This is a genomic window from Streptomyces sp. NPDC111520 (assembly GCF_055635295.1).
The window spans coordinates 201,321-218,636 of sequence record NZ_JBVKBW010000011.1 but is presented as its reverse complement, the minus strand read 5'-3'; the positions used below and the strand labels follow the sequence as shown (position 1 = coordinate 218,636).

Annotated in this window: 12 protein-coding genes; 6 read left to right on the top strand and 6 right to left on the bottom strand. The window is 74.2% G+C overall.

The window, feature by feature from the left end:
* Positions 1–40: 40 nt before the first annotated feature.
* Positions 41–1,027: a LuxR C-terminal-related transcriptional regulator gene (locus ACZ7MY_RS26465; RefSeq protein ID WP_499605405.1), complete on the bottom strand. Its 987-nt coding sequence runs from the start codon at positions 1,025–1,027 to the stop codon at positions 41–43.
* A gap of 206 nt (positions 1,028–1,233) precedes the next feature.
* Between ACZ7MY_RS26465 and ACZ7MY_RS26460 the strand changes: the two genes are divergently transcribed.
* Positions 1,234–4,233 carry a S8 family peptidase gene (locus ACZ7MY_RS26460; protein ID WP_499605403.1) on the top strand — a complete coding sequence of 1,000 codons (3,000 nt, stop codon included), beginning with the start codon at positions 1,234–1,236 and terminating at the stop codon, positions 4,231–4,233.
* Positions 4,234–4,309: 76 nt separating this feature from the next.
* Here the strand turns inward: ACZ7MY_RS26460 and ACZ7MY_RS26455 are convergent, their stop codons facing one another.
* Together ACZ7MY_RS26455 and ACZ7MY_RS26450 are read right to left on the bottom strand one after the other, a co-directional pair.
* Positions 4,310–5,095 carry a hypothetical protein gene (locus tag ACZ7MY_RS26455; protein WP_499605402.1) on the bottom strand — a complete coding sequence of 262 codons (786 nt, stop codon included), beginning with the start codon at positions 5,093–5,095 and terminating at the stop codon, positions 4,310–4,312.
* A 213-nt stretch (positions 5,096–5,308) separates the two neighbouring features.
* Positions 5,309–9,049 (bottom strand): S8 family serine peptidase, encoded by a 3,741-nt coding sequence (locus ACZ7MY_RS26450; protein ID WP_499605401.1) that lies wholly within the window; start codon positions 9,047–9,049, stop codon positions 5,309–5,311.
* Between the two features lie 408 nt (positions 9,050–9,457).
* On the opposite strand from ACZ7MY_RS26450, the gene ACZ7MY_RS26445 reads away from it, so the two are divergent.
* Positions 9,458–9,607 (top strand): hypothetical protein, encoded by a 150-nt coding sequence (locus ACZ7MY_RS26445; protein ID WP_499605399.1) that lies wholly within the window; start codon positions 9,458–9,460, stop codon positions 9,605–9,607.
* Positions 9,608–9,673: 66 nt separating this feature from the next.
* On the opposite strand, the gene ACZ7MY_RS26440 is transcribed toward ACZ7MY_RS26445, so the two are convergent.
* Positions 9,674–10,324: a TetR/AcrR family transcriptional regulator gene (locus ACZ7MY_RS26440; RefSeq protein WP_499605397.1), complete on the bottom strand. Its 651-nt coding sequence runs from the start codon at positions 10,322–10,324 to the stop codon at positions 9,674–9,676.
* 112 nt (positions 10,325–10,436) lie between these two features.
* On the opposite strand from ACZ7MY_RS26440, the gene ACZ7MY_RS26435 reads away from it, so the two are divergent.
* Complete coding sequence (locus ACZ7MY_RS26435; RefSeq protein ID WP_499605395.1) at positions 10,437–10,994, top strand: NAD(P)H-dependent oxidoreductase; 558 nt, start codon at positions 10,437–10,439, stop codon at positions 10,992–10,994.
* Positions 10,995–11,098: 104 nt separating this feature from the next.
* On the top strand, positions 11,099–11,575 hold the full coding sequence (locus ACZ7MY_RS26430) for a hypothetical protein (protein ID WP_499605394.1): 477 nt from the start codon (positions 11,099–11,101) through the stop codon (positions 11,573–11,575).
* Between the two features lie 61 nt (positions 11,576–11,636).
* Here ACZ7MY_RS26430 and ACZ7MY_RS26425 read toward each other — a convergent pair whose 3' ends face one another.
* Positions 11,637–15,344, bottom strand: coding sequence for a S8 family serine peptidase (locus ACZ7MY_RS26425; RefSeq protein WP_499605392.1), 3,708 nt, complete (start codon positions 15,342–15,344; stop codon positions 11,637–11,639).
* Positions 15,345–15,723: 379 nt separating this feature from the next.
* Here ACZ7MY_RS26425 and ACZ7MY_RS26420 point away from each other — a divergent pair, with 379 nt between their 5' ends.
* Positions 15,724–15,873, top strand: coding sequence for a DUF1427 family protein (locus ACZ7MY_RS26420; protein WP_089223925.1), 150 nt, complete (start codon positions 15,724–15,726; stop codon positions 15,871–15,873).
* Positions 15,870–16,091, top strand: a complete 222-nt coding sequence (locus ACZ7MY_RS26415) for a DUF1427 family protein (protein WP_499605390.1) — start codon at positions 15,870–15,872, stop codon at positions 16,089–16,091. Before ACZ7MY_RS26420 ends, ACZ7MY_RS26415 begins: the two co-directional genes overlap by 4 nt.
* On the opposite strand, the gene ACZ7MY_RS26410 is transcribed toward ACZ7MY_RS26415, so the two are convergent.
* On the bottom strand, positions 16,081–17,256 hold the full coding sequence (locus tag ACZ7MY_RS26410) for a helix-turn-helix domain-containing protein (RefSeq protein ID WP_499605388.1): 1,176 nt from the start codon (positions 17,254–17,256) through the stop codon (positions 16,081–16,083). The two genes, ACZ7MY_RS26415 and ACZ7MY_RS26410, sit on opposite strands and share 11 nt — an antisense overlap.
* Between the last annotated feature and the right edge of the window lie 60 nt (positions 17,257–17,316).

Below are 17,316 nucleotides of genomic sequence, written 5' to 3'. Positions count from 1 at the left end.
GCTTGTGATCGGATCCGGTGCGATGTGCCGTCAGGAAGGATCAGATCCAGCCACGTGCGCCGGCCTCCACCCCTGCCTGGAAACGCGTCGTCGCGTCGAGCCGTGCCATGAGGGCGGCGATGCGTCGCGTCGCCGTCCGTGTGCTCAGCCCCAGCTGACGGGCGATCGCCTGGTCCTTGAGACCGGCGCGCAGCATCGTCAGCAGCGCGACCTCCTCGGCGGTGGGGCCCTCCTCGCCGGCCGCGGGGGCCGGGGCGCCGATCGGCTCGGCGCGTGCCCAGTACGCCTCGTACAGCTCGATCAGGGCGTCCAGCAGGCCGGAGGGGTGCACGACGGCCAGGCTGTCGTAGACCCCGCCGACCAGCGGGACGAGGGCCACGCGGCGGTCGATGACGTGCAGCTTGAAGGGCAGGCTCGGCAGCATCCGGGCCTGCTCGCCGAGCGCGGCCATCTCCAGCACCGTCTCGAAACGGCCGGGCCGCTCCATGGACTCCGGGCAGTAGACCGAGCGGATGTCCACGCCGCGGCGCGCCCAGGCGGCGGTCGACGCCTTCTCGGCCTCGTTGGTGTGGGGCAGCCCGTCCGCGCGGTCGAGGTAGGGCGGCTTGTCGAGGATCCAGATGTGCGTGCGGACCGAGCGGTTGAGCTCGTCGATGCGCGGCGCGACGACGTCGCGTCCCGACAGTACCTCCACCAGGCTGCCCGGATCGCTGCGCAGCCGCCCGGCCCGGTACTCCTCGGCGAGGTCGTCGACGACCGACCGTACTCCGGCGAACGCGGCCTCGGTCTCCAGCCGCCGCTGGTCGAGCAGGGCGGTGAGCGCGGTGCCGGGACCCACGGGGCGGTACTCGCCGCTGCCGTCGCGGCGCAGCAGACCGAGCCCGGCCAGCCGGGCGACGGCCCCGCGGACGCGGTCCGGGGAGACCCCGGCGGTCGCGGCGTACTCCTCGGTGCCGAAACCGGCCCGGGTGAGGAAGGCCCGGTAGACGTCCTCGTCGAACTCGCTGATACCCAGGGCCTGCAGCACGTACGCGCTCCTCGTGATGGCGTGGTCCGCCAGCTGTCCGAAGACGCCACAAGATTATCTGGACATCGACCGGTCGTGGGCCGTTCACTTTTGAATCGTCCCAACACCCCCACCGGGAGCGGCGGTCCGCCGGCCGCCCCCGCGCACCCCGCCGCGCCCGGACGCGCGGCGACGCCCCTGGCCTCTTCCCTTCTGGAGGACCGAACGTGACCTCGACGTCACGCAGCACCAGACCGGCCGCCCTGGTGGCGGCCACCGCCGTCGCACTGGCCCTGTCGTCCGCCGTCCCCGCCCAGGCCGCCCCCGCGGCCGGCCCGAAGCCGGTCCCGGTGGCCGGCCACCTCGCCGCGGGCCGCTACGTCGTCACCCTCGCCGACCGGCCGATCGCCGCCTACCGGGGCGGGGTCGACGGCATACCCGGCACCGCCCCCGCGCCGGGCGCCAAGGTCGACCTCGCCGCCCCCGGCGCCGTGCGCTACCGCGCCCACCTCACCGGGGCCCAGCGCGCCGCGGCCGCCTCGGTCGGCGCGCGGATCGAGCGCGGGTACTCCGTGGTCACCAACGGCTTCACCGCGGACCTGTCCGCCGCGCAGGTGGCGGCGCTGTCGAAGACCCCCGGGGTGCTGTCGGTCGCACCCGACACCCTCAACAAGGTCTCCGACGACCGCAACTCCCAGGACTTCCTCGGCCTCACCGGGCGGCACGGGCTCTGGTCCGCCCTCGGCGGTGCCGAGAAGGCCGGCCGCGGTGTCGTCGTCGGTGACATCGACACCGGCGTCTGGCCGGAGAGCCGCTCCTTCGCGGCCGCCGCGCTGGGCACCGCGCGGCCCACGTCGAAGGACCCGTACCGCCCCTACCGCAAGGGTGACAAGGTTGTCATGCGGAAGGCGGACGGCGGCACCTTCACCGGAACCTGCCAGGCGGGCGAGGAGTTCACCGCCGGCGCCTGCAACGGCAAGCTGATCAGCGCCCGTTGGTTCGGCGACGCCTGGCTGGACCGGGTGCCGCCGGAGCGCCGCGCGGACTACGTCTCCGCACGGGACGGCGAGGGCCACGGCACGCACACCGCGTCCACCGCGGCGGGCAACAGCGGGGTCGACGTCACCGTCGACGGCCGGCACCTCGGCAAGGTCTCCGGGGTCGCACCGGGCGCCGCGATCGCCGTCTACAAGGCGTTCTGGACGGGCAAGGCGGCCGGCGACAGCGGCGGCATGACCTCCGACATCGTCGCCGCCGTCGACCAGGCCGTCGCCGACGGCGTCGACGTCCTCAACTACTCGGCCGGGTCGGTGATCGAGACGGCCCCGGACTCCCCGGTCCAGGCGGCCTTCCGCACCGCCGCGGCCGCGGGCGTCTTCGTCGCCACCGCCGCCGGCAACTCCGGCCCCGAGGTCTCCTCCGCCGACAACGTCGCCCCGTGGACGACCACGGTGGCCGCGAGCACCCTGGCGCCCTACGAGGCCACCGTGCGCCTCGGCAACGGGGACACCTACGTCGGCGGCAGCACCACCGTGGACGCCCCGCTCGGCCCCGAGCCCCTCGTGCTGGCCGAGAAGGTGAAGAACCCCGGCGCCCCGACCTCCGACGCCGCGCTGTGCCAGGACGGCACGCTCGACCCGGCGAAGGTCTCCGGCGCGATCGTCGTCTGCGACCGGGGCGTCAACCCGCGCGTCGACAAGTCGCACGAGGTCCAGCGGGCCGGCGGCGTCGGCATGGTCCTGGTCAACGTCAGCGACCTCGACACCGACGGCGACCTGCACGCCGTGCCCACGGTGCACCTCAACACCCCCGGTGCCGCCGACGTCCGGGCGTACGCCGCCGGCGCCGGGGCCGAGGCGAGCCTGCTCCCGGGCGGCACGACCGGTCAGCCGTACCCGCAGATCGCGCCGTTCTCCTCGCGCGGCCCGTCCACGACGAACAACGGCGACCTGCTCAAGCCCGACATCGCCGCGCCGGGCGTCGGCATCCTCGCGGCCGTCGCGCCCGCCTCCAACTTCGGCCACGACTACGACTTCATGACCGGCACGTCGATGGCGACCCCGCACATCGCCGGCCTCGCCGCGCTCTACCTGGCCGAGCACCCCTCGTGGTCGCCGATGGCCGTGAAGTCCGCGATGATGACGACCGCCGTCGACACCAGGACCGCGACCGGCGAGAAGAACACCGACCTGTTCGCGCAGGGCGCCGGTGAGGTGCGCCCGGCGGACATGCTCGCACCCGGCCTGGTCTACGACTCCACCGAGAAGGACTGGCTGGGCTACCTGGAGGGCCTCGGCGTCGACACCGGCACCGGGGTGCGGGCCGTCGACCCCAGCGACCTCAACTACCCGTCGATCGCCATCGGCCGCATGGTCGGCTCGCAGACCGTGACCCGCACCGTCACCGCCGTGGCGGCCGGCACCTACCGGGCCTCGATCTCGGTACCCGGGGTCAAGGCCACCGTCCACCCGTCCGTGCTGCACTTCAGCAAGGCCGGTCAGAAGGCGCGGTTCAGCGTCAGCTTCGAGCTGACGACCGGGCGGTCCGGCGAGACCGTCACCGGTGACCTCACCTGGCGGCACGGCCGCACCGGCGTGCGCAGTCCGGTCGTCCTGACCCCGTGGAGCCTGATCGCCCCCGACCAGGTGTCCGGCCCCGCGGGCAGCGGCAGCGTCTCCTTCCAGGTGACGCCGGGCACCACCTCGCTCGCGCCGGCCCCGCGCGGCCCGGTCGCGGGCACGCCCGTCCGCAACGCGGTCTCCAACGACAAGCCCGAGCAGGACTTCACGTTCACGGTGCCGGAGGGCACGCAGGCCGGGCAGTTCTTCGTCACGCCCGACAACCCGGAGGCCAGGCTGAGCCTGCTGCTCGCGTACGACCCGGGCGGCGGCCGGCTCCCGTACATCGTCGGGGACCTCGCCCTCGACCAGACGCGGCCGGTGGTGAGCCTGCCGAGCATGAAGCCGGGGAAGTACCTGGCCATGGTCATGACGCTGGGCGGCCAGCCGGAGCTGACGGACTTCCCGTTCTCCTTCCAGACCAACCTGATCGGCCCGGACAGCCCGCCGGCACAGGGCACGTTCACCGTGACGCCGCGGAACCCCGTCACGAAGCCCGGCGTCCCCCTGACGCTGACCGCCTCGTGGAGCGGCGTCCCCTCCGACCGTCCCGCCACCGCCTACATCGGCTACCCCAACGCCGCGGGCACCCTCGTCACCATCGGCTGACGGGCCCCGCGCGGCGGTGCCGGCCCCTCGCCACGAGCGGGCCGGCACCGCCGCGTTCCCCGAGAGGGCAGCGCCGTCAAAGGCGTACGGCCCCCGGCCCGGAGGCGCCGCCCGGCAGACCTCCCGGGGCCCCGGGGGACCGCGCGGCGGACGGGGCGTCGTCGTCGAGGTCGCCGCGGAGCGCCGCCAGGGCGAAGGCGACCGCCGAGGTCAGCAACACCGCAGCGATCGGCCCCCAGATGGCCGGGATCGACCACATCGGCCACTCGCCGGCCGCCTGCGCCCAGAGCGTCACGATCGCCGCCACGCCCATCGGGACGCCGTGCCACCGCACGACCCTCGCCGCACGCGCGTGCCGCGGCCCCCGCGTGAAGAGCGCCCACAACGCGCCGACGAGGGCCATCAGGCCGGTCGAGAGTCCGGCGAGCGCGCCGCCGAGGCGGTCCTCCGGCCACTCCAGGGGCCCGTCGCTCGTCTCCTGCCAGGTTCCCGCGGCGTCCCGCACCTCGACGACCCGCCCCCGCCAGATGAGGCCGACGACCTTGTCGTCCGGCTCCAGCTGCGAGAGCACCGGGCCCGTCCGGCGGAAGGTCAGGTGCCACGGTTTTCCGGAGGGCAGCAGGAAGTCCGCCTCGGGCGACTTCCGCCTGCCGCTGTGGGTGTCCACCGACCGTACGGTGAAACGCTGTTCCCACCGGCACTCCGACACCTCGACCGGTACCGAGGCGCACGGCGGCGCGGCGCGGAACTCACGTTCCCGTTCCAGCGCGTCACGCGTGAGGAAGACCATCGCCACCCCGACGGCCAGCGCCGTCACGGCGATCAGCAGCCACACCACGACCGACGACCTGTTCCGTTCCACCCGTTCCACCGTGTCTCCCCACCCGCGTACGCCCCCCGCACCTCGCATCCGATCATGCCGGGCCGAGGGCCGACCAGGTCCGCTGCCGGCAGCGGACGACCCCGCCCCCTTGCCGGTTCGGGGCAACGAACGGAGCGCCGGGGAACGGCAGCGCGGCCGGCCCCCGAGGGGACCGGCCGCGCTGTGTTCGTCCGCGCTGTGTGCCTCCGCGGATCAGGCCAGGCCGGTGGCCCGGATCACCGTCTGCGTCACGGTGTTGCCCCGCTTGTCCGAGGCACGCACGCGCAGCGAGAGGAACTCCGCCCGCCGCGGCGCGTCCAGACGGACCCGGGCGCCGCCGTCGTCCGCGCCGCGCAGTGCCGGCTTGTGCCACGTGCGGCCGTCGTCGTACGAGACCTCCACCGCGTCGGTGCGGACCCGCGAGGCCGGCGTGCCCGGCAACGCGGAGGCGCTCACCGTGAGTTCGGCGTCACGTCTCGCGGCGCCGCCCGCGTCGGTGCGGATCCCGTAGTCGAGCTGCAGGAGCGGCAGCACCTGCGGGTCGTCCGCGGCCGCCGTCGCCGAGGAGAAGCCCCACTCGGTCCGGGTGGCGGTGGAGTACGGGTACCCCTCCGTCCGCTCGGTGGCCGTCACCAGCCGGTACCGGCCCGACGCCGCCGGGACGTCCCCGCCCAGCCAGCCGCCCTCGGTGCGGGTGACCAGGTCGCCGCCCCGGTAGAGCTCGTTCACCTGGGAGGTGGTACCCGGGCCGACCACGCCCGCGTGGTCGCGGCCGCCGTCGCCCCAGGCCGGGATGGTCACGTCGAGGACGTCACCGTTGCGCTGCGGCAGCCACTGGCTCTCGTTCATCCGCGGGTGCTCGACGGGCCCGAACCACTGGACGTCGGTGGTGCGTCCCGCCGGGTAGCCGACCAGCCCGGAGAACTGGATCGAGCGGATGCCGTTGGCGGCCTCCTCCATCCAGGTCGCCTCGCCCGAGGGGGTGACCCAGTCGGTGCGCTCGGCGCCCGCCGTCGACAGCCGGGTGCCGCCGACCTTGACCCCGAGGTACGGCTGGATGTCGTAGCGGAACTCGTCGACCTCCGTGCCGGGTTCGTTGCGGAAGCCGACGTCGACCCGGGCGAGCCGGTGCTCGGCCGGCGCGTAGCGCTGGGTCTGCGGGACCGTGCCGTGCCAGGTGTGCACCAGGTCGTACAGGTAGTCCGTCTCGGCGTGGCCGGCGACCCGCATCGGCACCGAGCCGGAACGACTGTCCTGGATGCGGCCGATCAGGGCCTCGCCCTCGGTGCGGGAGACGCCGGCGACGACGAGGGCGGTGCGGCGCACGGGTTCGCGCAGCCGGCCGTCCAGGTCGTTCACCACGACCAGCAGGGCGACGCCCGCCTTCTGCGCGTCGGTGATCTGGTCGTCGTCCCCCGTGTAGCGGACCACGGCCACCTTGTCCTTGGCGCCGGCGGCCGCGTACTCGGCCGCGGTGCCCTTGCCGGCGAAGACGGCGGGCAGCGTCCTGGTGCCCTCGGCGGGACGGCCGGAACCGGGCTGCAGCCACAGGTCGTCGAAGACCTGGTCGCCGGAGGACAGCGCCAGCAGCGGCTGCTGCATGCGCCAGCGGACCGTGTACGCCAGGTCGCCGCCGGAGGCCTTCGGCATGGGCAGCGCCCACACGCTGTCGAAGCCGTCGCCGACGGTCGCGGTGTCCGTGATCGCCGGCGAGCCGTCCTTGAAGGACTGGGTGAAGTCCATCCGGATGTCGCTGTCGGTCGAGGTCTTCGGGGTGACGACCTCGGTCCTGCGCAGCTTCGTGCCGTCCAGCGCCGTGTCGGTGTCGGCGTTGCCGACCACGACGCCGGTCCTGGCCAGCAGGGCCCGCCCGTAGGAGGACTCGCCGTGGACGCCGCGCACGGCGCCCCAGGTCCAGACGGTGTACGTGCCCGGCGGGACGACGGTGTCGAGCACGCCGTCGAGGTCGGTGTAGAGGGCCTGCGCGTACTCGTCGCCCTTGCGCTGGTACATCACCAGGCCGACCATCGGGTCGCCGGCCCGGTCGGTGACGTGCACGCGCAGGTGGTGGTACTCGTCACGGGTGCTGACCGCGAGCAGGGTGCGCGTGACGGCCTTGCCGTCGACGACGCCCTCGACGTGCCCGGTGAAGCGCGACCCCGCGGGGGCCCGGTCGAGCGTGGTGGTCACGGTGGTGGAGGCGGTGCCGTGGGCGGGAACGGTGACCTGACGGTCCGTCACGGTGAACAGACCCTCGGGCACGCCCGGGGTGTCCAGGCGCGGGGTCACGGTGACGGCGGTGTCACCGGAGTTGGCCCACTCCACGGTCCGGGTCACGGTCCCGCCGGACGCGCCGCCCGGGGGGTGGATGCCGGAGTCCGCGGTGGCGGTGGCCACGAGGGTCCTGCTGGTGGCGGCGACCGCGTCCACGCGTCCGTTGCCGCCCGAGTCGGCGGGGATGTCCGGCGTCGCGACGGAGGTGGAGACCAGGGCGTCCTTGATCCGGGCCCCGTTCCAGTCCGGGTGCTTCGCCGCCACCAGGGCGGCGACGCCCGCGACGTGCGGGGTGGCCATCGAGGTGCCGCTGAGGGTGGCGTACGAGCCGGTCCCGAAGGGCGCCCACTGCGAGCGGGCCGCCAGGATGTCGACGCCGGGGGCGGTGATCTCCGGCTTCATCGCGTCGTCCCGGAAGCGGGGGCCGCGGCTGGAGAAGTCGGCGATGGCGTCGGAGGAGTCGACGGCGCCGACGGTCAGCGCGGCGTCCGCGGCGCCGGGCGCGGCCACGGTGCCCTCGTAGGGGCCCGAGTTGCCGGCGGCTATGGTGAACAGCGCGCCCGTCTCGGCGCTGAGTTCGTTGACGGCCTGGCTCATCGGGTCGGTGCCGTCGGTGGGCTGGTCGCTGCCGAGGCTCATGCTGACCACGCGGGCCCCGGCCTCGCGGGCGGCCCACTCCATGCCGCTGATGATCCAGGAGTCGGAGCCGTTGCCCGCGTTGCTGAGCACCTTGCCCACGTGCAGGCGCACGCCGGGGGCGACGCCCTTCTCCTTGCCGCCGGACGCGGCGCCGTTGCCGGCGATGGTGGACGCCACGTGGGTGCCGTGGCCGTGGTGGTCGTCGATGTCCTCGCCGGGCACGAAGCTTCGGGAGTCGGTGACGACGCCGTCGAGGTCGGGGTGCCCGGGGTCGTAACCGGTGTCGAGGACCGCGACATCCACGCCCTGACCGGTGTCACCACCGGCCCAGACCTCGGGGGCGCCGATCTGCGCCACGCTGTCCGCGAGGTCGGCCTTGACCTTGCCGTCGAGCCACACCTTGCGTACGCCGCCGGTCAGCGCCGGGCCGCTCGCCACGGCCCTCGCGGCCGCCTGCGGCGCGGCGCCCTGGCCGGTCAGGTCGTCCCAGAACTCCGCCGCCTGGTCGTGGTCCTGCGTGGTGGCGGTGCTGTCGATGCTGGTCAGCGCCCGTGCGCCGGTGGCCCCTTCGGGCAGCGACGGCGCCGCGAGCCTCCGGCGGGAGTCGGAGGAGTAGGTCAGGATGACGGGCAGGCCCTTGGACCGGGCGTCGTCGTAACCGTCGGCGATCAGCCGCGTGACGTTGAAGAGGTCGGTGTCGAGCAGCCCGGCCGCCACGTACCGTTCGGCGGCGAACGGGTAGACGTAGGTGTCGCCGTGCTGGGTGGTGATGCGGGCGTCCGCGCGGTGGCCGCGGGGGCCCTCGACGGTCACGGAGGCACGGCCGTCGCCGCCGGGCGTGACGGTGACCCGGTCGCCCGTGATGAGGGTGACGGTGCGCGGGGTGGAGCCCGCGGGGGCGCCGCCGGTCACGACCACGTCGTCCGGCGAGGGGGAGGCCGTGGCGTGGTCACTGGCAGCTGCCGGTGGGATCGCCATCAGCAGTGCCGCGACACCCGCGACGATCGGGAGGCCGGTTCGGCCCGGGAAGAGCGGTCTCACAGGGGATCCTTCACGTTAGATCCATCCAATGTCCGCCGCATGCTAGCGAGTTAAACGATTCAACGGACCGGTGAACGAGAGACGAACAGCGGCGTCTTTCCGCCCCCTGTCGGGATCACGACAGGGCGTGGACCCCGGCCGTGCGAACCCCCGCTCGACCGGGGGTGGTTCGCTCCGCCCGGTTTCGGGGCCGTCGTCCGCGGGTGACCGGTTCGGTGATCCGCCCCGCGGGTGCGTGCCCGGCGTTCTCGTACAGGGGCGGCCGCCGCGCCCCGCGGCGCCGCGGACGGCCCAACGAGGGGATCGGCCGAAGGTCGCCGACGTCGCCCGTCGTTACGATCTTCCCGATACGGCCAATTTGACTGGATGTGAGGCATGGTCTCGGCCGTCCGATCACCGGGAGCACACTTGTTCTGCGGCGGGGCCGGCAACGACACCCTGACCGGCGACGCCGGCAACGACGTCCTCTCCGGCGGTCCCGGCACCAACGCCAACGACGGCGGACCCGGCACCGACGTCTGCACCGGCCCGGCCACCGGTCCCGGCTGCAACCCCTGACCGCTCACCGGCCCGGGGCGTCGCCACGGCGGCCCGCTCGGCCCCCGGCGACGGCGCTGGACGGCGCTACCGCGGTGTGCCGAGTCGGTCGACGAGGTCGTACCAGCCGGCGTCCAGCCGCTCGACGGGCATGCCGCGGGACGTGAGCAGGTACTCGACGAGCACGGTGTCGAGATAGCCCTGCAGGGTGTGCCCGGTCAGTTCGACGTCACCGGGGGCGCCCACCTGCCGGAGCAGCAACGTCAGATGAGTGAGCCTGACCTGGTACGACGGGTTGTAGCGGCGGCTCTGCTCCCGGTGTGCGGCCATGTACAGGTCGCGATGGGCGTGCTCGTGGCGTATCACGGCCGGGCCGAAGGCGCGCAGCCGCTCCAGCGGCGAGGCGTCCGGCCCCAGGGGCGGCGGGCCCGAGAGGAAGGTGGCCTGGATCTGCTGCTCGATGTGGTCGAGCAGCGAGAGCATCAGCCCCCCGCGGTCGCCGAAGCGCCGGAAGACCGTCCCCTTGCCGACCTCGGCCGCGGCGGCGACGGCCTCCATGGTGACGTTCGCCGCGCCGCGCTCGGCGGCGAGTTCCGCCGCCACCTCCAGCAGGCGCTTGCGGTTCCGCGCGGCGTCGGCGCGCAGCCGTGGTGGCTCGCCCGCCGGTGTGAGCGTGAGGTCCGCGGGTCCGGCGGAGGCGTCGCGCAAGGGGAAGACGGCGCGGGGCGGCTCGGTCATGGCCACAGCGTAGCGGCGGGAATGAAAGTGGACCGCAGTCCGTTTAACTGCTACAACTTTCAACCGGACCGCGGTCCGTTTTCAGTCCGTCAAGCAGCTAGGGAGATCGCCCATGTCCGTCCGCATCCTCGCTCTGGTCGGCAGCCTCCGCGCCGGTTCGCACAACCGCCAGCTCGCCGAGGCCGCCATGAAGCACGCCCCCGAGGGCGTCGAGATCACGCTCTACGAGGGTCTGGCGGAGGTCCCCTTCTACAACGAGGACATCGACGTCGAGGGCTCGGTGCCGGAGGCCGCCGCACGCCTGCGGGCCACCGCCGCCGCGACCGACGCGCTCCTGCTCTTCTCGCCCGAGTACAACGGCACCATCCCGGCCGTCCTCAAGAACGCCATCGACTGGCTGTCGCGCCCCCACGGCGCGGGCGCCCTGTCCGGCAAGCCGGTCGCCGTGGTCGGCACCTCGTACGGCCAGTACGGCGGCGTGTGGGCGCAGGACGAGGCCCGCAAGGCCGCCGGCATCGCCGGTGCCGCGGTCCTCACGGACGTCAAGCTCTCCATCCCGGGCTCCGTGATCCGCTTCGCCGAGACCCACCCGGCCGACGACTCCGAGGTCGTCGAGGGCCTGACCGGGGTCATCGAGCAGCTCAGCCGGGCCGGCGCCGCCGCGGCCTGACCCGCCCCCCGCCGGGACCCCGAGGGCCGCCGCCCCCGGGGTCCCGGCGTCTTCCGTGGGACCGCGTGAAGCGGGGGGCGAAGGCGTATGTCAGGGTCTTCGGGGTGATCGACAATGACGGCGGCCCGCGCCGCGGACTCGTGCCCGCGTGCGGACTGGAGCATACGGACGTGGTGCTCGTGCACCGGGAGGCGTTGCGCGTCCTGCGGCCGGATCTCCACAGCGCGCACGTCGACGCCTACACCGACGGTGCCTGGCCCGACGAGGCACTGTCCTCGTACCGGGGTGTGCTCGCCCTGGCCCGGGAGGCGGTGACGGCCGGGACGCGCTCCCGGAGGGACGACCCCGGAATGGGGATCGACATCGACGCACGCGACGACGCGCGGTTCGGCCTGCTGCTCGACCTGGCCCCGTACACGATCCACGCCGAGGGCCGGTGCGCCGGACGGACGGTCTTCGTCGCCCATGACGCGGGGACCGGCCTGCGGATCGCCGTCACGCGGCCGCAGGAGGCGGAACTCCTGGCGCGGCTCGCGGCACACGGGATCCCGGCCGCCGCGCTCGTGGCGCGGGGGCGATGACGGCGGTGCGGGCGGGCCGTGGACGGCCCGCCCGCACCGGTGGGGATGCGGTGCCTCCCCGTCAGCGCAGGCCGAAGGCCCGCATCACGGTCTGGGTGACCGCGTTGCCCGCGGAGTCGTGTGCACGCGCACGCAGCGAGACGAACCGGGCCTGCTTCGGCGCGGACAGCCCGAAGCGGCCGTCGTGCCCGCAGGCGGTCTTCCGCCAGGTGCGTCCGTCGTCGTAGGACACCTCCAGGGAGACGGCCGACAGCGAGCCCGCACCCACCGCGCCCGGCAGGTGCGCGGCCGTCACGGACAGCGTGCCGTTGCGGGCGGCCCTGCCCTCCGCGTCCGTGGCCACGCCGTAGTCGAGCTGCGGCAGCGGCAGCACCGCGGCGTCGTCGCCCGACGGCGCCTTGGACGTGAACTCCCACTCGGTGTGCGTGGTCGAGGAGTACGGGCTCACCGACGCGTCACGGCTCGCGTCCAGCACCAGGCGGTAGGGCAGCTTGCCCGCGGCCGGGGCGGCGCCCCCCATGCTGGTGTTGGTCGTGCTCCGGCCCAGGAGCGTGCCTCCCTGGTAGAGCGTCAGCGTCTGCTTCGTGCGGTCGTAGTCCATCGACATGCCGACGTGGTCCGCACCGCCCCAGGCGGGGATGTCGAGGGCCAGCCAGCTCCCGCTGCGCGTCGGCAGCTTGTAGTTGTTGTTGAGGTACGGCCGCTCGACCGGCTTGAACCACTCCTGGGTGTGCCGGCTGCCCGCCCGGTACGTGGTGCGCGGCTCGATCTCGTACAGCAGGCCGTCGACGTACGCCTCCTGGCCCCAGGAGTACCCCGGACCGGTGGAGACCCAGTCGACCCGGTGGGAGTTCACCGGCTCCCGCATCGTCAGGCCGATGCCCCAGTTGGAGTACACGGGCCAGTCGAAGCGGAACTCGCCGCCGCCCTTGGCCGGGTCGGGGCTGTCGAAGGTGACGTCGACCCGCGCCAGGTTCTTCGTGCCGCCCTTGACGACGAGGTCGCCGGGGATCTCGTTGTGCCAGGTCCACATGAGGTCGTAGACGTACGGGCTGACCGGCTGCGAGCCGACCTTCAGCACGGCGCCCCGCGCCGACGCGCGGCGCATGAGCCGCTCGCCCTCGTCGGTGCTGAGCAGCGCGACGTCGATGGCGGCGGGCGGGAGGAAGGGATCGCCGGTGTAGCTCCGCAGCTGGCGTCCCGGCTGGTCGTTCACGACGAGCAGGAGCCGGGCGCCCGCCGCGACCGCCGCCGCGGCCTGCTCGGCGTCGCTCACGTTCCCGTTGCGGCGCACGACCACGGCCTTGCCGCGGGCGGAGATCCCGGCGTAGTCCGCGCTCGCGCCGTCCCCGGCGGCCACCAGCGGGAACGAGTAGTCGCCCTGGGGGAGCGCGGTGACGTCCTCCTGCCGCAGGACGTCGGTGAACTCGTCGTCGCGGGTCGTCACCGACAGCGCGGGCTGCTCCTTGCGCCAGCGGGCCCCGAGATAGAAGTCGCCGTGGGTGACCTTGTGCGTGGTGGGCTGGGCCCAGAGGCTGTCGTAGCTGGTCTGGGTCTCCATGTAGTCGCGCCAGCTGCCGCCGCCCATGGCGCGGTTGTACTCCAGGCGCTGGTAGGTGGTCTCGGTCGGCTGCGGTGTCGTCATGTCGACGCGCTTGAGCTTCGTCGCGTCCAGGGTCACCGTCCGGTCGCGGTCCATGACGACCTCGGGGTCGCCGAGGAGCGCCATGCCCATCGAGTGCGCGCCGTGCACCCCGCGCACGTCCTTGAAGGACAGCGCCGAGTAGACGTCGTCCGGCAGCCAGGCCTCCAGCCGTCCGGTCTGGTCGACGAGGTAGAACGCCGGGTCGAAGTCACCGGAGCGCAGCACCTGGACGACGCCGGACATGGGCTTGCCGTCGCCGTCCTTGAGGACCAGGGTCAGCTTGTGGGCGGCGTCGCCCAGCGACACCGCCGTGTGGGTGACCGTCTTCCCCGCCGGGTCGGCCGCGACGACCTGGCCGGACCAGCGGCCGTTGCCGGTCGCCTTCGAACCGTCGATGGCGACGGTGACCTCGGCGGTGCCGTGCGCGGGCACGACGACCCGTGACGCGGACAGCGCGAACAGGCCCGCGGGGGCGTTCGGGGCGTCGACGGACAGGGCGAGCGTCACCGGGGCGTCCCCGGTGTTGGTGTACGTCACCGGGCGCCGCACCGCGGCCGTGCCGCCGCCCGCCTCGGCCTGGCCGGCGAACGCGGTCGCCGAGGCGAACACCTCGGCGCCGAGCGCCGACGGGACGTCCACCCGGCCGCTGCCCGCCTGGAAGGCGTCGTACTGCGGCGTCCGCTTCGAGCTGCTCACCAGCAGATCCTTGAGCTGGGCGCCGGTCAGCCCGGGCCGCGCTGCCGCGAGCAGGGCGGCCGCGCCCGCGACGTGCGGGGTGGCCATCGAGGTGCCGCTGAGCGTCTGGTAGCTGCCCTCGCCCTCCGGCGCGTACTGCGAGCGGGCGGCCAGGACGTCCACGCCGGGTGCGGTGATCTCCGGCTTGAGGCCGCCGTCGCCGACCCGCGGCCCCTGGCTGGAGAACCAGGCGACCTCGTCGGCGGAGTCGACGGCTCCCACGGTCAGGGCGGCGTCCGCCGCACCCGGTGCGCCGACGCTGCCGGGCGTGCCCATGTTGCCCGCGGCGATCACGAACAGCGCTCCGGTCTGCGCGCTCAGGCGGTCGACCGCCGCGCTGAGCGGGTCCGTTCCGTCGGAGGGGTTCTCGGAGCCGAGGCTCATGCTCACGATGTCCGCGTCCTGGTCCACCGCGGCCCACTCCATGCCGGCCAGCACCCAGGAGTCCTGGCCGGAGCCCGAGTCGGCCAGCACCTTGCCGACGTGGAGGTCCGCGCCGGGGGCGACGCCCTTCTCCTTGCCGTCCGAGGCGGCCCCGGTGCCGGCGATGGTGGAAGCGACGTGGGTGCCGTGGCCGTTGCGGTCCGTCACCTCCTGGTCCGGGACGAAGCTGCGCGCGGCCGTGACGCGGCCCGCGAGGTCGGGGTGCCCGGTGTCGACGCCGGTGTCGAGGACGGCGACGTCCACGCCCTTGCCCGTGTCGCCGGCCGACCAGGCCTGCGGGGCGCCGATCTGGGAGGTGGTGTCGGCCAGGTCGGCCTCGACCTTGCCGTCGAGCCAGATGCGCGCGATCCCGGAGCCGAAGGAGGGGGCGGCGGAGGTGGCCTTGGCGGCCCGCGCGGCGGTCCCGGACCCGGAGGTGACGGACCGCCAGAAGTCGGCGGACCGGTCCCTGTCCTCGGAGAGGGCGGCCCCCTGCACGCTGCTGAGGTCCCTGACCCGGGTGGCGCCCTGGGGCGCGGTGGTGCGCAGCCCGGCGGAGGCGGAGTCGTAGGAGACGATCAGCGGCAGGTCGTCGCGGTGCGCGTCGTCGTAGCCGTCCGCGACCAGCTCGCTGATGTTGAACAGGCGCCGGTCCAGCGTGCCCGCCGCCACGTAGGGGAGGGCCGACTCGGGATAGACGTACAGGTCGCCGCGGGACTCCATGATGTGCGCGCGGGCCTTGGCGCCGCCGGCGCCGCGTACCTCGACGGTGCCCCCGGCGGCTCCCGACTGCCGGGTGATAACGATGTCACCGGTGATCAGGGTGACCGTGTGGACACCCGGGGGCACGTTGCTGCGCGCCGCCTCGGCGTCGGTCCCGGAGTTCGCGGGCGAGGCCGCGTGGGCGGCGGGGACGGCGGCGGGCTGCGCCAATGACAGGAGGGCGGCGCCGGCGGCGGCGAACACGCCCCAGCGTCCTGGTGATGGTCTCAAGGGATTCCCTGCTGCTCCGTGGGGCCGGGTCGGCCCCGAACGGTTCGGACTGCCCCGGTGGGGGCGGGTCGCATCCTGGCCCCAAAACCCGCGGACGGAGCCCGGGCGTGCACGGTGATCTTCACCACGTCCGCAGCGTGACCAGGCAGGTTTGGGGGCGTCAAGCCCCCTCCCACGTGCGGGAGTTGTCCGCCGTGCCGGTGGCGCGGCGCACGATGCCGCCCGGCCGGGCGCCGCAGGGCGAGCGGCTCGCCGCCGTCGCCCCGGTGTCGCGCTGCGCCGCCCGGTGCCATCCGTACTGCTAGAAAAGGAAGGAAATTCGTATACAGGGCAAAAAGGAAAGGGGGTCGACGTGGACTACGCCGCGTCCTTCGGAGCCGGCCTGGTCGTCGGCATCATGTACGGCCTGCTCAGGGTGCCGTCCCCCGCGCCGCCGTTCGTCTGCCTCGTCGGTCTGGCAGGCATCCTGGTCGGATACTCCGTGCCGGGGTGGCTGGTGTGAGGACCCTGCTCTCCAGATGCCTCCTCGCCTTCTCCGTGGGAGCCCTGGCGGGTGTCCTGTACTGGCTGATGGGCGTTCTGGCGCCGGCCCCGCCGTGGATCTCGCTCGCCGGTCTGCTCGGCATCCTCGCCGGTGAGGTGGCGACCCGGCGCCTGCTGACGCGCCGCCGGAACCGGCCCGCCGACCCGCCCGAGGGGCCGCCCCCGGCTACTTCCTGAGGGGCGCTCCCCGGTCCGGACCCAGCCACGTCGTCAGGGCCCACCACCAGTGGAGGGCGTCCAGCGGGTCCGCGGTGGCGTCCGCGGGTGGCTCACCGGTGATCTGCCGGAGCCGGCCGAGCCGGTAGCGCACGGTGTTGGGGTGGGTGAACAGCGCCGCCGCCGTCTGGTCCAGGCGCCGGCCGTGTTCCAGGAACGCCAGGGCCGTGAGGGCGAGTTGGCGGTGGAAGACATCCGCCGGATCAAGGGTGCCCAGGAGCCTGCCGGCCAGGAGCGAACCCAGCAGCGGTTGTTCGGCGGTGGCGATCTCCCCGGCGAACTCCGTCAGTTCCCGCACCCCGCCCCGTCCGCGCCGGCTCCCGGCGGCCAGCGCGCGGACGCAGAGCCGATGGACGGGGGGCAGTTGGTCCAGCGGTACGGCGGGGGAGAGGACGACCAGCCCGCCCGCCGCCTCCGGCCCGAGCTCCCCGCTTCCCGGCATCCGCGGCAGCAGGCCCGCCGGCCGGCCCTCGACCCGTCCGGCGATCCCGCGCTGCGCGTCGATCCGCTCCGCGAGCCTCCGGGTCCCGGCGGCGTCGAGGCCGTCCGCGACGAGGCAGTGGTACCTGCCGTCGGGCCGCAGGCCGGCCCGCGCCAGGTCCGCGGCGGCCGGCGGGGCGCCTCCGGTCAGGAGCCGGCGCAGCAGTCGCCCCCGCAGGCCGTCGGAGACGGGCGGCAGTTGCTGCTCGGCCGCGCGGTAGCCGTTCACCACATGGCGTTCGACGGCGTCGCCGTACTCCTTGAGCCGCAGCACCGCCGAGAGCAGCACGCCGTCGGGCACCCCGGCCGACCGGCAGCGGTCGACGGCGATCTCCACCGTGCGGGTGAGGGCCGCCTGGACGCCGTGCAGCACCGAGGTGATGGGGACGCCCTGTTCGGCACGGTCGGTGCCGAGCAGCAGGGCGGCGGCGAAGTCCTGCCCGTCCACGCGGCCGAAGGTGCCGAGCCACGGCCCGGCCGCGGCGACGATGGCGGTGACGTGCCGCCGGGTCTCCGCCTCGCCGAGCCGGGCGACGTCGGGGGAGTGGGTCCGGGCGGCGTGGACGAGTTGGCCCCGCACGTCGGAGTCGCCGGCCATGTCCCGCAGGATGCCGGCCACGGGCTCGGGCCGGTGGGTGACCGTCAAGAGCCTCGCCCCTTCCACGACCGGACGCTGTGGCCGGGCGACAACCGGGTGCGCGCGCGT

Coding starts and splice junctions, on each gene's coding strand:
- ACZ7MY_RS26440 (WP_499605397.1), bottom strand. CDS start 10,324: ATGACCGAGCCGCCCCGCGCCGTCTTCCCCTTGCGCGACGCCTCCGCC.
- ACZ7MY_RS26435 (WP_499605395.1), top strand. CDS start 10,437: ATGTCCGTCCGCATCCTCGCTCTGGTCGGCAGCCTCCGCGCCGGTTCG.